The sequence below is a fragment of the Algoriphagus sanaruensis genome, assembly GCF_001593605.1.
GTDB lineage: Bacteria > Bacteroidota > Bacteroidia > Cytophagales > Cyclobacteriaceae > Algoriphagus > Algoriphagus sanaruensis.
The window spans coordinates 3458586-3472622 of the sequence record NZ_CP012836.1 but is presented as its reverse complement, the minus strand read 5'-3'; the positions used below and the strand labels follow the sequence as shown (position 1 = coordinate 3472622).

Sequence of the window (14037 nt, the reverse complement as noted above, 5' to 3'; positions counted from 1 at the left end):
AATTAAGATAGGCTCAATTTGAAGAATTTACCAATAATGCTGCTCCAAGTGCTGATCCATTGGGGAAGTCGCTTGGAATAATTTCCACTCCTGGCAATTTCCTTCGGAGCATTTCCAAGAAAATTGCATTCGCATTGAATCCCCCGTCAACAAAAAGTTGGGTAACGGGAGCTCCCTCAAGGACAAGTTTTAATGATGCAATTTGAATATCTGTGAGCTCGTGGAGAAAGGTATAATAGGCTTCCGTAAATTCTGAAAAGCTTTGCCAATCTGTAGAATCCGCCTTATTGAGTCCGTAATCCTCTGGTTTGAGGTAGTGAAATTTGATTCTTTTGGTTGAGGTATGCTGGATTTTTTCATACCAGATTGAGTCAAACTTGAGTTTTTTGTAGGTTCCTTGGGGTAGATTCCAAAAGGAATACATTTGGTCGATTTGGTATTTGTGCTCCTCGCCAATAAATAATCGGGAGATTTTGATCGGTTCCCCGGTGATACTCAAAAACTGCAAGCAATCTTTTTGAAGCTCATCTTCAGAAAGGACAGTCTTATTAAACGGGTTGATACTGATGGCCCAAGTACCTGTGGAAAGTAAGGCGAATATCCCCGATTTTTTTCTAAGGTATGGCAGTAAAGCACCAGATGAGTCATGAACCCCAATGCCGCAAGGAATGCCGCCAAGTTCAGGTTTGGTAGTTAATAGATGGTCTCCTGGAAGAATTGGAGGTAGAAGATTTTCTATATTTTCTCGCTTGACCCAAGGGTGATAATCCATCTTTTCAAAATCCCAAAGTCCGGTGTGGCAACCAATACTCGTGTAGTCTGAAACCATCACCCCAGTAAAAATAAAACTCAAATATTGAGGTAAATGGAGGCTATATCGGATTTTTTCAAACTGATCTGGTTTTGCATACTTAAGGAAGTAGAGCTGAAGCCCAGAGTTCAGCATAGCCAAAGGAGGGGAGGATGTCTGACGACAAAACTCCATCTTTCCGCCATTTTCAGAGTAGAACCTTTCGAGAAGCTCTTCAGGAAATGGCTTCAAATAATCATAGAGTGGGGTGGCAGGTTCACCCAATTCATCTAAGTGTACAAAGGATGCCCCATGTCCTGAAAAATTGAGTTTTTTGATCTCGAATTCAGGAAATGCCAAAGCCTTCTTAAATGTCTCAATCATCCAATCCCGCATCGGGAGTACGGGCTCGCTTGGAAATCCATCCTCATCAGGGATAGGATCTAGGCGGGTATAGGTACTGTAAACTTCCTCCAGATTCTGATCGAAAAGAAAGAATTTTTTATTCGTTTTCCCGATGTCAAAGACGGCAGTGACGGGAGTTTTGGACATTGTAGAATTTAGAATTAGGTGGATTTATTTTAAAGGAATTAATCCTCTTTGGCTTACAAAGATTTTCGAATCGTCATTCGGAATGGGTTTTTGATTGGAATCCGGTCCTCCGATCCGATGATTTGAGAAGCAATGGTTTTACCCATGCTTTGGAAATCGGTGGAGATCGTTGTAATTCCTTCTGCAAGAATTTCCTTCAGTGGGGTGTCGTTGTAGGAAATTACTCCCACATCTCGACCTAGCTTGAAAAGCTGTTCTCGAGACTTTTTAACTATATTGACGAGGTCGGATTCTGCTAATACAATATGGCAATCCCCTTCATCTAAAGGCTCGTCATCATCAACCCCATCTACGATAAGATTTTTGAAATCATGAAAAAAGCAGAATCGCTTAAATCCATCCATGATTTCCATCGGGTAAAGCTCACCCTTAGGAAATACTAGGATAAGGCGTTGATATTTTTTCAAGTGGCTAATTCCTGACTCCAATACCTCAAAGATATCCTTGGCAAAATCCTGATAGACGCCTGGAAATTCATTTTCATGGTCTTTAACAGCTCGATCAATGATCAAAAGCTTTTCTTTAGGAATACGCTTGATCAAATCATAGGCGCTTTCTGGATGACCTTGGTGATCGAAGAAATGAGGTGCCAAAACATAGTAATTGTATTTACCCAAATTTTGCTCCAATAGATCCTCCAGAAGGTTTCTGTTGTAATGATGCACATGCAAGTCTACAGTTGCATTGGAACCTAAGGTGTCTAGGATCGAATAATAAATGATCTTTTTATAAGAGCTCAATTTATTAAAGAGCAGTAAAACCTTTGGCTTGTTTCCCATATTGGTTGAAGAGATATAAAATCCCTTTCCTCTTACAGAGGTAATGATTCCTCTGTCCCGTAATTCATTGTATGCCTTTTCCACGGTGTCCCGGGAAAGCAAGAAATCAAAACTGGTTTCGTTGATGGAAGGAATCCGGTCTCCAATTTGGAGTTTTCCTTTTTCGATATCTTCCATGATCAAGTTTACCACTTGCAGATACTTCGGCGTGCGTGAGTCCACGGCGATTTTTTCAGACTTATCACAGAGCATGGGTACTTTGGGTTATTGGGTTAAGTTAGGGTAAAAGCGGGTATCGGAATTACCGAGGGAAGGCAGCGGCTAGACCACCATCCACATTGAGCATATTTCCAGTGGATTTGCTGAGCAATCCACCTACAAAAGCAAAGGCAGCATCAGCAATGTCACTTACTTTGACACTTTCCTTGAGAAGTGTCCGATTTGCATAGTACTGAGGAAGGTCTTTGACTTCGATACCATAGGCCTTGGCTCTATTTTCGGCCCATCCACCTTCCCAGATATTGGAGTTTTCAATTACCGCATCTGGATTTACGACATTGACTCTGATTTTATCCTCGGCAAGCTCTGCCGCCATCAAGCGTGACATGTGTAGCTGCGCCGCTTTTGCGGTACCATAGGCTACATTTTTAGGTCCTGCTACCAGTGCATTTTTTGAGACTACATTGACAAAGTCTCCTCCCAAGCCTTGTTCACGAAGGATATTAACACCCGCCTTGGATACATGGAATTGTCCCATCACCAGGATGTCATTTAGCCTTGCCCAATCTTGATCAGTATGGGCTTCAAATGCGCGTGAAATGGAAATTCCTGCATTATTCACCACGATATCTAGCCCTCCAAATTTTAAACAGGTAGCTTGAATGGCATCGGCGAGACTTTTTTTATCTGTCACGTCGAGCTGAACGCCCAAAACAGCATCTTTGCCGTATTTCTTTTCAAACTCAGCAACAGCAGAATTCAACCGGTCTTGATCGATGTCGGTTAAAACGACACAAGCACCTTCCTGAACGAATCGCTCTGCAATGCCTTTTCCTATCCCTCCAGCACTTCCTGTGATAAGAGCAATTTTTCTTGAAAGTGGTTTTTCTTTTGGCATACGCTGAAGTTTTGCTTCCTCCAACAACCAATATTCAATATCAAAAGCTTCTTGTAGAGGGAGAGATACATACTCAGAAACAGCCTCAGCACCTCGCATCACATTGATTGCATTGATGTAAAATTCAGAAGCCACCCGACTGGTTTGTTTGTCTTTTGCGTAGCTAAACATTCCCACACCAGGCCAAAGAATTACAACTGGATTGGGGTCTCGCATGGCAGGACTGTTAGGATGTTTGTGATTTTCATAATAGGAAGCATACATTTCGCGATAAGCTTGAAATGCTTTTCCAATAGAGTCTTTTAAGCCTGCCACGTCAGAAAGGTCAGCATCGGCAGCAAGGTCTAAAACCAAGGGACTGATTTTGGTTCTTAAAAAGTGATCCGGACAGGAAGTTCCCATCGGTGCTAGTTTGGTAAGATCATGACTATTGATGAACTGAAGGACAGTTTCCGAATCATTAAATGTTCCTACCATTCGCTTTTCGGAGGAGGCCAAACCGCGAAGAATAGGTGCCAATGCGGCTGCTTGGGACTTTCTTTGATTTTCAGAAAGAGATGCTACTTTTTCTCCACCAAAAACAGGTCGGCTTTTACCATAATTAGCTGCTAAATAGGAGGAAGCCATTTCGATGACTTCTAGGCTATTCATGTAGCACTCATAAGCGGTGTCACCCCAGGTAAATAGACCGTGTCCTCCAAGCATGATCCCACGAATTCCAGGGTTTTTGTCTAAGGTTTCTTTGAGTTTCAATCCCAAATCAAATCCAGGACGTTGCCAAGGTACCCAGGCAATAGCGCCTTTCCATAGTTCCTCGGTAATTCGCTCACCTTCTTTGGAAGCGGCAATGGCGATCGCAGCATCAGGATGAAGGTGGTCGATATGCTTAAAGGGTAAAAATCCATGAAGAGGAGTGTCAATTGAAGGAGCCTTGGAGGCTAAATCATAAATGCAATGATTGAATAGCTCGACCATCTCATCTTCAAATTCAATCCCTCGGTAAATCCCCTTGAGGGACCGAAGTTTGTCTACATAAAGTCCCGCAAGTCCAGACCGTGTCATAGTTCCAATATCTCCTCCGGAACCCTTGATCCACATTACTTCTACAGGTTCTTTGGTTAATGGATCAAGTTCAATGGTTTTGCAGGATGTATTTCCTCCCCCATAATTGGTAATCCGTAAATCAGCTCCTAGAATATTAGATCGATATAATAAAAGGTCGACTTCATTGCCTTCTAATTTGGCAGCTTTGGATTCGTCCCAGAGGTAACTAACATGTTTGAAACTCATAATTGGTGTATTCATGTGCGTATATTTTTATTTTCAGTCACATGTAATCTCGCATGGAGGGTTTACTTTTTTATATTCTTAAAAAGAAAAGCCATGCTGAATTTCATATGAAAAGGTTCAACAGCTGATTTTAAGATGAATTTCCTATAAATCTAGGCTGTAGGTATCCTGTAGTGTCGTGAGTGAATTGATTTTTGTTTAATTTTTTTTGAGATACATAAAATTCTCTTTTGATTTTTTAGCAAAGTGTGGGGTATATCAAAAGGTAAATTCTACATATGCCAAATAATCTAAGGAAAAAACCTTAAAATTCCCATCAGATACAACAGGATAGCGCTAGAGGTCTGATTTATTTATTTTCCCCAAAATATACTAGAATGAGTCAAGGAATCTTTAAAAAGATGGTTGCCAAAACCAATGAATTTGAGCGGACGCCAATTCCTGCTTCCGAACTCAAAGGCAATCGTAGCTTTTTGGGAATGTATGCAGGAGAACATACCGCTGGGACTGAGTTTGTGATTGGGCCCTTGTTTGTGGCTCATGGAGTAAGTGCAGGGGATTTGGTTGTGGGACTTTTATTAGGGAACCTGCTAGCTGTCTTAAGTTGGGGCTTGATTACAGCACCTATAGCGACGGCCAAGCGAATGACGCTGTATTATCAGTTAGAGCGAATTGCTGGAAAGCACGTCGTTCGCTGGTACAATCTGGTCAACGCCTTGATGTTTTGTTTTTTGGCCGGATCTATGATCGCCGTTTCAGCAACTGCAGTTGGAATTCCATTTGACTTGGAGATGCCTACCTTGAGTGATTGGCTTCCGAGAACTCCAGGTTGGATCATTACAGTATTGGGTATGGGTGCCGTGATCACATTAGTGGCTATTCAAGGATATAATCAGGTTTCCAAATTTGCCAATGTGATGTCGCCATGGATGATTTTGATTTTTATTTCTGCTGCCATAGTTGGGTTGACACAACTTGGAGTAAGCTCCGCTGAAAGCTTGTATTCAATTGCACAGGAGGTGATTTGGAATGGGATTCCATTGCCAGGAATGTCCAGATTTACGATTTGGCACATCATCTTTTTCTCGTGGTTTTGTAATATGGCTATGCACATTGGCATGTCGGATTTGACGATTTTACGCTACGCCAAATCTTGGACTTCTGGATTTTCGGTATTCGCGGGAGTTTACTTAGGCCATTTTGTGGCATGGATTGCTTCAGGGATTTTATATGCAGTGTTTCTTCAAGCAAATACCGGTTCTCAAGAATTTGCCCCAGGTCAAATTGCCTATCAAACTTTAGGGATTGCTGGAGCGGTCTGTGTGATTATTGCAGGTTGGACGACTGCTAACCCTACTATCTATCGAGCAGGATTAGCGTTACAAGGTATTTTTCCTAAGGTGTCTACTTGGAAAATCACGGCAGTAGTTGGTGGAATTACGAGTTTGGCTGCTTGCTTTCCAGCCTTGGTGATGAAACTGCTGGACTTCGTGGCGCTTTATGGATTACTCTTGATGCCAATGGGAGCGGTGATCTTTGCCGATTTTTATTTTTCAAAAAAAATGGGCTTTCAATCCGAAGGTGCTTTGAATTCCAACTCTGATTTCAGTTGGCCTGCTTTGCTGAGTTGGGTGTTGACTTTAGTTTTTTGCCTAGGACTAAACTTCTTTTATGGCGTAGAAATATTCTTCCTTGGTCTACCAGGTTGGTTTGTGGCAGTTGCCATTTTCGTCATTGCCTCAAAAATGAAATATCCGCTTACAAAAACCCTTGCCTCATGAAAACGGTACTGAAATTTATCTCATTAGCAGGTTTGATATTTACGATTTACCCTCCTGTTCTGTATTTCATGGGAGACGCTTCTTTAGATAGGATGAAATTAACCATGGGGATCGGAATGGTGCTCTGGATGGTTACTGCTCCATTTTGGATCAATAAAAAGAAGGAAGACGGAAGGTCGGAGGCGGAACAAAATTGACCAAATTCAATAACCAATAACTCAATAACCCATTACTTTTCATGTCGACCCATTTTCACCAAAAATCCCTAAGCCTACTTTCCGAACAACTGGAAGCAAAAGGAATAAATCTAGCTGACCTAGTCTCCCGGATTTCTGCCTTTCAGATAGCGGTGCCATCTTGGGCCTTGGGTGCCGGAGGGACTCGGTTTGGCCGGTTTTCAATCGGAGGAGAGCCCAGAAACTTGGAAGAAAAACTGGAGGATATCGGCCTTTTGGCAAAGCTTACTAAGCGAACAGATGCCGTTTCACTTCACATTCCTTGGGATATTCCTCAGGATACAGATGCTATCAAGCAAAAAGCGGCTAGTCTGGGAATCGGCTTTGATGCAATGAACAGCAATACCTTTCAGGATTATGGGCAGTCGCTTTCTTATAAGATGGGTTCGCTCAGCAATGTAGATTCCGCTACGCGAAAGCAGGCTGTTGAACACAATCTTCAAGTAATCGAGATTGGAAAAAACTTGGGTAGTAAAGGGCTGACTGTGTGGCTGGCGGATGGAAGCAATTTCCCCGGGCAGGCTCATTTCCGAAAGGCGCTGCAATGGACTACGGAATCTCTGAAGGAAATCTATGCGGAAATGCCTCATGACTGGAAGTTGCTATTAGAATATAAGCCCTACGAACCCAATTTTTACCATACAGTCATTCCTGATTGGGGGACATCGGCTATGATTTGTAGGCAATTGGGAGATCGGGCAAAAGTATTGGTCGACTTGGGGCATCATCTGCCGAATACCAATATCGAGCAGATCGTGGCTACCCTGATGCATCAAAATCTATTGGCAGGGTTTCACTTTAACGATAGTAAATATGGAGATGATGATCTAAGTACTGGAAGTGTGAAGCCCTATCAGCTCTTTTTGATTTTTTGCGAACTGATCGGTGGAGCGGCAGAAGGAGCCCAAGCGTGGGATTCTATTTCCTGGATGATCGATGCGAGTCACAATACCAAAGATCCACTCGAGGATCTGATTCAGGCGCTCGAAGCTATTTCTCAGGCTTATACCAAGGCTCTTTTGGTCGATCGTGAAAAATTGACTCAATGCCAAAATGAAGGCGATGTGGTGGGGGCTCAGGAAGTGCTTCAAGAGGCGTTTTTGACCGATGTCAGGCCTTTAGTCCGTGAAGCCCGAATCCAAAGTGGAGGAGAGGGGGATCCTTTGGCGTTTTACAGAAGAGAAAAAATCAGGGAGAGTCTAATTGCTAAACGGGGGAAAAATGCTCAGGCGAGAGGCCTTTGAAAACTGTTTTCTTGTCATCACCTTCACAAATTGGGCTAAATTCATGAAGTCAACTTCATAAATTTCAATGAATTTGTGAAGTTGGAGCTTTTTAAATCTTGCGAAATATTGGATTCGGACTTTTGGGTGGATTGGCTTAACTTCCTCATTCCCAAAATCAATCCAAAATGAAACACTCCAATTGGTTAATCCTATTTACACTTGCTGCATGTTCTGCTCCCAAATCTCAGGAATCTGTAGAGCAGGAAGTAATGACTATTGGCTCGGTCGAACGGCTCGATTCTGCAATTAATGCCTTGATCTCAGCCGATGCAAAGATTGAAGTCTTGGCTTCCGGTTTTGAATGGGCTGAAGGGCCTCTTTGGTTAGAAGATCAGCAAGCACTCATTTTTACCGACGTACCCACCAATAAAATCTGGAAATGGACTGAGGATGACAGTCTTTCGCTTTTCTTGAGTCCTTCGGGCTACTTGGGAGATCGGACAGACAAGCGGGAGCCAGGGGCCAATGGCTTGGCCTTGGATGTGGAGGGCAATTTGATTTTGTGCCAACATGGAGAAAGACAGGTGGGGAGAATGCTTTCTACTCTGGATGCTCCGAAAGCAGAATTTGAAGCCTTGGCCACCGGATATCAGAGTAAACGATTCAATAGTCCCAATGACTTAGTGTTTAATTCAAAGGGTCAGCTTTTTTTCACTGATCCTCCTTATGGCATGGATCCTTGGGATGAGAAGGAATTGGATTTTCAGGGAGTTTATCGATTGGATTCGGATGACAAAGTGAATTTATTGGTGGATACACTTAGTCGTCCGAATGGAATTGGCTTGAGCCCTGACGAAAGGATACTTTACATTGCACAATCCGATCCAGAAAAAGCCCGGTATTATGCTTTCGATTTGGATGAACAAGGAAATGTGATTTCCGGAAAAGTGCTTTTTGATGCGACTGTATTCCAAAGCGAAATCCGAAAAGGCCTTCCTGACGGACTAAAGGTGCATTCCAGCGGAGTTCTTTTTGCCACCGGTCCTGGAGGGGTTTTGGTGATCAGTCCGGAAGGAAAGCAACTTGGGACAATCCTTACCGAAAACGGTACGGCAAATTGTGGCTTTGATTCCGATGAAAAGTATCTGTATATGACTGCTGATGGGTTTTTGATGCGAATAGCTTTGAGGTAGGTTGGTATTGGAGTAGGGAAGAAAGGAAGTGTGGAGGTTTGTGGTTTTCAAAGAGCGCCCTTATGAGGGGCTGATTAGAGATATTCTATTTTTTCGGTAGGTTCCTTAGATGGGTTGATCCCATATTTTTCTGTAAAGCAATACGGAATGATAATTCATCTTCCACATTTTTTTTAGTCGTAATTGATTTATGGGGAGCAAAATTGGATAGTGGGAATGGGTTGAGGGGTATTTGATTTATAAAACACTGATCGATCTCATGTTTTTAGAGAAATATTCTAAAAAATGTGAATAACTCAGAATTATTGGTGGAAATCATGTGATTTTACTTCAATTAAATTGGGGAAAAATTGTGGGAAAGTTTATCCAGAAAAACTTGGAAACAGCCTGAATATCAGCCAACTTTAAACCTACCAAGTAAGAGATAAAAGGTCGAAAGTAAGATTTCGGGCCGCAAATTGACAGGTTGAGATCAGGCGCGAAGGGGAGTTTGCCGAAAGGTAAATTTCTGAGACGGAATACCGCAGAAGTGCCAAAAACGATGAACTGAATCTAAGCTTCTCCTCGTAGATCTTAGAGTTCCGGCGCAAAGGAATGGGAAAGTAAGTTCTCATTTGAAAGAGGTAACTCCAGAAGCGCACTCACGGATTAATCAGGGCTTTTAGCCTTTGGCAAAAAGTGAAAATCATCGGGCACAAAGGAATGGTTGCTCAAAAGCGGCTGTTTGAAACGGAAAACCGCAGAAGTGCTATCACGATCGGCCCTAGAACTAGTCGCCGGACGAGTTCAGGATACCGGGCATGAAGGGGCTTTCTGAAAGGAAAGTTTGAGACGGGAAACTGCAGAAATGCAAAAAGGTATCTGAAAATTGGGACATGCTCTTCGGAGCAACTGTAAGTTGTTGGTTTTAACTCGGGCAACTGAGAAGAGCCTCCTAACTGTAGCTTGGAATGAGTTGGGGACTATGGTTTTCAATTCATTAAACGGGAAGATTTCGAAAGAAATTCTTCCCGTTTTTGTTTTATGGGCATTAGGTCTAAATTCCAGTATGAAGCATCATCTAATTCTCTTTTCTGTTTTGATAGTTCTTTCCTGTCAGGGAAAGGATCAAATCCGAACTCCTTCCGAATTTCCTCCAAACGTGATTTTTATTCTTGCCGATGATTTGGGATATGGCGATTTGGGGTTCTTAGGTCAGCAGTATATCGAGACCCCGAATATTGACCGTTTGGCAGCTGATGGAATGTTTTTTACGCAACATTATGCTGGAGCGCCAGTTTGTGCCCCTTCCCGGTCTACCTTAATTACCGGTCTGCACACGGGTCACACTCCTGTAAGAGGGAATTTTGAAGTGAAACCCGAAGGGCAATACCCCATGCCGGATACCTTGATGACCTTGAGTAAAATATTCCAAGAGGCAGGTTATGCGACTGGGGCCTTTGGAAAGTGGGGTTTGGGTTTTGTAGGAACTTCTGGTGATCCGAGCAATCAAGGTTTTGACCAGTTTTATGGCTATAACTGTCAGCGGTATGCGCACCGATACTACCCGGCCTACCTTTGGGAAAATCAAACCAAAGTAGATTTGCCAGGAAATGATTGGACGAATAAGGATACTTATGCTCCGGATTTGATTCAGGAAAAGACTCTGGAATTTATTGAAAGGAATAAGCAAAATCCTTTTTTCCTCTTTATGCCGATCGTGATGCCTCATGCTGAGCTTGCGGCTCCAGAGGACGAACTTTTTCAAAAGTATCGTCAAAAGTTTGGCGATGAGAATCCTCACCAAGCTCCTAAAGGGGGTGATTATGGTCCTGAAATGCTGATTCCAGGCTATCAATCTGCAGCTTATCCGAGGGCAACATTTGCCGCCATGGTGGAGCGAATTGATCGATATGTGGGAGAGGTAGTAGAAAAACTCGAAAAATTGGGCCTGAGTGAGAATACCCTAATCATTTTCACTTCGGATAACGGAGCGCACTTCGAAGGTGGGGCTGATTATGATTTCTTTGATAGTAATGGTCCTTTCCGAGGTTTGAAAAGGGATTTGTACGAGGGAGGAATTCATGTTCCGTTAGTGGTGAAATGGCCTGGAAAAGTGGCCGCAGGAACCCAATCAGACCATGTTTCTGCATTTTGGGATTGGTTGCCGACCTTGGCTGAGTTGATTGGGAAAGAGACTCCAAAACATATTGACGGTATTTCTTTTTTACCTTCCATTCTGGGCAAAGGAAGTCAATCCAAGCATTCCAATTTGTACTGGGAATTTCATGAGTTGGGAGGGAGGCAAGCCGTCTTAAGTCAAAATTGGAAACTCGTAAAATACCAAGTGAAGGATCCGGGTAAGACTACTGTGGAGTTATTTGATTTGGCGGCAGATCCGGGAGAAGAGGTGAATTTAGCCTCCCAATTTCCCGAAAAAGTGCTTGAACTTGAGCAACTCATTAGGCAGCAACATCAACCTAATCCGGTATTTAACTCATTTGATCAATAAAAACGGGAACCCAAAGATTCCCGTTTCCTTACCCAATCATTTACTTATTACCCTATAAGTAAGATTGAAGATAAATTTCAAGTGGAGGCTAACTATCCTTCTCTGACCTGCTTAGTTATTTCCAATCCCAAAGCACAATCGCCCAGGGTTGGGTATAGTCCTCGTATTCATGAATAATTTCAAACCCTACCCGCTTATGAGCTGCTAGAGATCGGGTATTGCTCAGTGCGATTTCTGTAATGGCAAAATCATAGGAATCGGAATAGGCGTCTCGATAGGCTCCATACATGGAATCAAAAAGCCCTTGTCCTCTAAAATCCTTACCTACGCAAACTTGGCCTACACTCATGTAGTCGTAATCGGAGATTTTTTTTCCACGATATGAGATCTCATCGAATAGATCAAACATCGGAAATAGCACAGGAATCAAGGTTCGGGATGCCTTTGTCATCGCTAAAACATAGCCTGCGGTCTGACCCTGATAGTCTGCCATCACATGCGGAGCAAGGTGATGCATGGATTCCAATTGGGCTAAAGTATGTCTCACCGTCACAAAACCGCTTTCCTTTTTTGCCTCCGAAGAAAGTTGGCTCAGGTGATTTTCCCATTGGAGATCGAGAATTCCTTGGAGATCAGAGGGAGATTGAGTGAGTCGAACTTGAGGTTTCATGATGGCTGAAATTTGGTGTGAAAAATACTTTTTTTTTTCCTGCTAAAAATCATTCTCGACCGAATATCCCTTGGCTGATGGATTGTTTTTTAAAATGAGTAGTTTTAAGCGAATCAACCCATTCTATCCTATGAAATTCAATCAATACTATTTCAGTATCTGGCTTTTACTGTTTGCGTTATTTGCTTTTTGGCAGTTTAATGATCCTGATCCAGAAGTTTGGGTCAGCATCTATGCCGTGGCAATGATCTTTTGCTTATTTGGAATCCGAGGAATATTCCCAAAAATTCCTTTGACAATTGTCGTTGTATTAGCTGTTTTGGGTGCGATCTATTTCTTCCCTGGAGGGGTTGGGCAATGGGTCGCTGATGAATGGGCTCAAAAAGACTTAACCATGAAAACTCCCCAGATGGAGGAAAATCGCGAAACTTTTGGTCTATTGACTATTGCATTGGCCTTGAGTCCTGCGCTGGTAAAAGCTTGGAGAAAAAAATAGCGAATCGGCTTAGCTGAATTTAAATCTTGAAAATCATTGCATTCTTACAAAAACCCATAAACCTCATGAGAAAATTAATGCTCTCTTTAGTTGCTATGCTTATCGCAGTTGGTTCCTTTGCCCAATTGCCTAAAGTATCCAAATCAACCTATTTTGAAATCCGGAAATATTATGCTCATCCGGGAAAACTTCCGGATTTGATCAAACGATTTGAGAATCATACTCGAGGTCTGTTTGAAAAGGTTGGAATGGAAAATATCATTTATTTCATTCCTGAAGAAAACACGGATAATTCCATGACCTATATCTTAGGTTATCCTGATGAGGCCGCAAGGGAGAAAAGCTGGGAGCTCTTTTTAAATGATCCTGTTTGGAAAAAAGTTTATGAAGAATCCCGAGTAAATGGTCCTCTTGTAGCTAAGATTGAACAAACGTTTATGGTGCTTGCGCCTGAATTGAACGATACTCCAATTCCAACTGGAAGTGGCATTTTCCAAATGAGAACTTACCATTGTTTTCCTGGAAAAATTGAAAATATTCAAGCCCGATTCAGGGATCATACCCGTGCATTGTTTGAAAAGCAAGGGTTGAAAAATTATCCTTATTGGTTGACTGTAGAGAAAGACGGCACTCAACCGAAATTAGTTTACCTATTGGGACATGATTCCAAAGAAGCATTCAATGCCGCATTTGACCGATTCAGAACAGATCCAGAATGGATCAAAGTACGCGATGCCTCTGAAGAATCTGGAAAAATCGTAGAAAAGGTAGATGCTGTATTTTTCAAAACCTTGCCTTTCTCACCGATGAAGTGATGCGCTAATTAGCTTGTCCTAACAATTGAAAAGCTGTCTGAATTTTAAATTCGGGCAGCTTTTTCGTTTTGGGTGTAGCTTTTTCATCTTTGAATACGTAAGGAGATCAAATCCACTAGTTTTGTCCCATGAGAAAATCTATTCTAATTTTTGCCTGCATGCTGGTTTTCATGGGTTGTTCTGAAAACCCAGGCCCGGCTGCTTGCGGGGTTGAAAATCCCATTGAAAACCTCCCTTGGTTAAAAAATGCAGTTCAGGAAGCACAGTCTTGGGAATTTTCAGAATATTCTTACCTGATTCAAGCAAGTTATCAAGGGAATACTGTCTTTTATTTTGGGTCGTGTTGTCCGTTCTGCAATTGGGCGGTAATCATTAGGGACTGTCAGGGCAATCAAATTGAGAATGTCGATTTGGGTCAACTCAAAGATCAACAAACCATCTGGAAGCCTAAAAATTCTGTTTGTGAGAATATTTAAACCAAAAATCCACTAAGATTCAATTCAGAAAAAATGAAAAAGGCCAGCCTTTTCAGGCTGGCCTT

General features: G+C 42.3%; 12 protein-coding genes. 8 read left to right on the top strand and 4 right to left on the bottom strand.

Annotated features, from left to right (window positions below; translation table 11 throughout):
- Window positions 1–13 precede the first annotated feature (13 nt).
- The 3 genes from AO498_RS15135 to AO498_RS15125 are packed head-to-tail and all read right to left on the bottom strand — an operon-like array spanning window position 14 to window position 4603.
- Window positions 14–1342 (bottom strand): FGGY-family carbohydrate kinase, encoded by a 1329-nt coding sequence (locus AO498_RS15135; protein WP_067549549.1) that lies wholly within the window; start codon window positions 1340–1342, stop codon window positions 14–16.
- 53 nt (window positions 1343–1395) lie between these two features.
- A complete protein-coding gene (locus AO498_RS15130) occupies window positions 1396–2433 on the bottom strand; it encodes a GntR family transcriptional regulator (RefSeq protein ID WP_067549547.1) in 1038 nt (345 codons plus the stop codon).
- A 49-nt stretch (window positions 2434–2482) separates the two neighbouring features.
- On the bottom strand, window positions 2483–4603 hold the full coding sequence (locus AO498_RS15125; protein ID WP_067549544.1) for a bifunctional aldolase/short-chain dehydrogenase: 2121 nt from the start codon (window positions 4601–4603) through the stop codon (window positions 2483–2485).
- A gap of 362 nt (window positions 4604–4965) precedes the next feature.
- Between AO498_RS15125 and AO498_RS15120 the strand changes: the two genes are divergently transcribed.
- The 5 genes from AO498_RS15120 (at window position 4966) to AO498_RS15100 (ending at window position 11515) form a co-directional block, all read left to right on the top strand.
- Window positions 4966–6369, top strand: coding sequence for a purine-cytosine permease family protein (locus tag AO498_RS15120; protein ID WP_067549541.1), 1404 nt, complete (start codon window positions 4966–4968; stop codon window positions 6367–6369).
- Entirely contained in the window at window positions 6366–6566 is a 201-nt protein-coding gene (locus AO498_RS15115; RefSeq protein ID WP_067549538.1) for a hypothetical protein, read from the top strand. Before AO498_RS15120 ends, AO498_RS15115 begins: the two co-directional genes overlap by 4 nt.
- 41 nt (window positions 6567–6607) lie before the next feature.
- A complete protein-coding gene (locus tag AO498_RS15110) occupies window positions 6608–7849 on the top strand; it encodes a sugar isomerase (RefSeq protein ID WP_067549535.1) in 1242 nt (413 codons plus the stop codon).
- Window positions 7850–8016: 167 nt separating this feature from the next.
- Complete coding sequence (locus AO498_RS15105) at window positions 8017–9024, top strand: SMP-30/gluconolactonase/LRE family protein (RefSeq protein ID WP_067549532.1); 1008 nt, start codon at window positions 8017–8019, stop codon at window positions 9022–9024.
- A gap of 1048 nt (window positions 9025–10072) precedes the next feature.
- On the top strand, window positions 10073–11515 hold the full coding sequence (locus AO498_RS15100) for an arylsulfatase (protein WP_067550559.1): 1443 nt from the start codon (window positions 10073–10075) through the stop codon (window positions 11513–11515).
- A 115-nt stretch (window positions 11516–11630) separates the two neighbouring features.
- On the opposite strand, the gene AO498_RS15095 is transcribed toward AO498_RS15100, so the two are convergent.
- Window positions 11631–12185: a GNAT family N-acetyltransferase gene (locus AO498_RS15095; protein WP_067549529.1), complete on the bottom strand. Its 555-nt coding sequence runs from the start codon at window positions 12183–12185 to the stop codon at window positions 11631–11633.
- 130 nt (window positions 12186–12315) lie between these two features.
- On the opposite strand from AO498_RS15095, the gene AO498_RS15090 reads away from it, so the two are divergent.
- The 3 genes from AO498_RS15090 (at window position 12316) to AO498_RS15080 (ending at window position 13972) form a co-directional block, all read left to right on the top strand.
- Window positions 12316–12681: a transmembrane 220 family protein gene (locus tag AO498_RS15090; protein WP_067550557.1), complete on the top strand. Its 366-nt coding sequence runs from the start codon at window positions 12316–12318 to the stop codon at window positions 12679–12681.
- A gap of 65 nt (window positions 12682–12746) precedes the next feature.
- Window positions 12747–13496, top strand: a complete 750-nt coding sequence (locus AO498_RS15085) for an NIPSNAP family protein (RefSeq protein WP_067549526.1) — start codon at window positions 12747–12749, stop codon at window positions 13494–13496.
- A 128-nt stretch (window positions 13497–13624) separates the two neighbouring features.
- A complete protein-coding gene (locus tag AO498_RS15080; RefSeq protein ID WP_148660258.1) occupies window positions 13625–13972 on the top strand; it encodes a hypothetical protein in 348 nt (115 codons plus the stop codon).
- Window positions 13973–14037: the final 65 nt, after the last annotated feature.

What these genes read in the sequence shown, in the direction of transcription:
- AO498_RS15100 (WP_067550559.1), top strand. Translation starts at nt 10,073, where the DNA reads ATGAAGCATCATCTAATTCTCTTTTCTGTTTTGATAGTTCTTTCCTGT.
- AO498_RS15130 (WP_067549547.1), bottom strand. Translation starts at nt 2,433, where the DNA reads ATGCTCTGTGATAAGTCTGAAAAAATCGCCGTGGACTCACGCACGCCG.
- AO498_RS15105 (WP_067549532.1), top strand. Translation starts at nt 8,017, where the DNA reads ATGAAACACTCCAATTGGTTAATCCTATTTACACTTGCTGCATGTTCT.
- AO498_RS15125 (WP_067549544.1), bottom strand. Translation starts at nt 4,603, where the DNA reads ATGAATACACCAATTATGAGTTTCAAACATGTTAGTTACCTCTGGGAC.
- AO498_RS15115 (WP_067549538.1), top strand. Translation starts at nt 6,366, where the DNA reads ATGAAAACGGTACTGAAATTTATCTCATTAGCAGGTTTGATATTTACG.
- AO498_RS15135 (WP_067549549.1), bottom strand. Translation starts at nt 1,342, where the DNA reads ATGTCCAAAACTCCCGTCACTGCCGTCTTTGACATCGGGAAAACGAAT.
- AO498_RS15085 (WP_067549526.1), top strand. Translation starts at nt 12,747, where the DNA reads ATGAGAAAATTAATGCTCTCTTTAGTTGCTATGCTTATCGCAGTTGGT.
- AO498_RS15110 (WP_067549535.1), top strand. Translation starts at nt 6,608, where the DNA reads ATGTCGACCCATTTTCACCAAAAATCCCTAAGCCTACTTTCCGAACAA.
- AO498_RS15090 (WP_067550557.1), top strand. Translation starts at nt 12,316, where the DNA reads ATGAAATTCAATCAATACTATTTCAGTATCTGGCTTTTACTGTTTGCG.
- AO498_RS15080 (WP_148660258.1), top strand. Translation starts at nt 13,625, where the DNA reads ATGAGAAAATCTATTCTAATTTTTGCCTGCATGCTGGTTTTCATGGGT.
- AO498_RS15095 (WP_067549529.1), bottom strand. Translation starts at nt 12,185, where the DNA reads ATGAAACCTCAAGTTCGACTCACTCAATCTCCCTCTGATCTCCAAGGA.
- AO498_RS15120 (WP_067549541.1), top strand. Translation starts at nt 4,966, where the DNA reads ATGAGTCAAGGAATCTTTAAAAAGATGGTTGCCAAAACCAATGAATTT.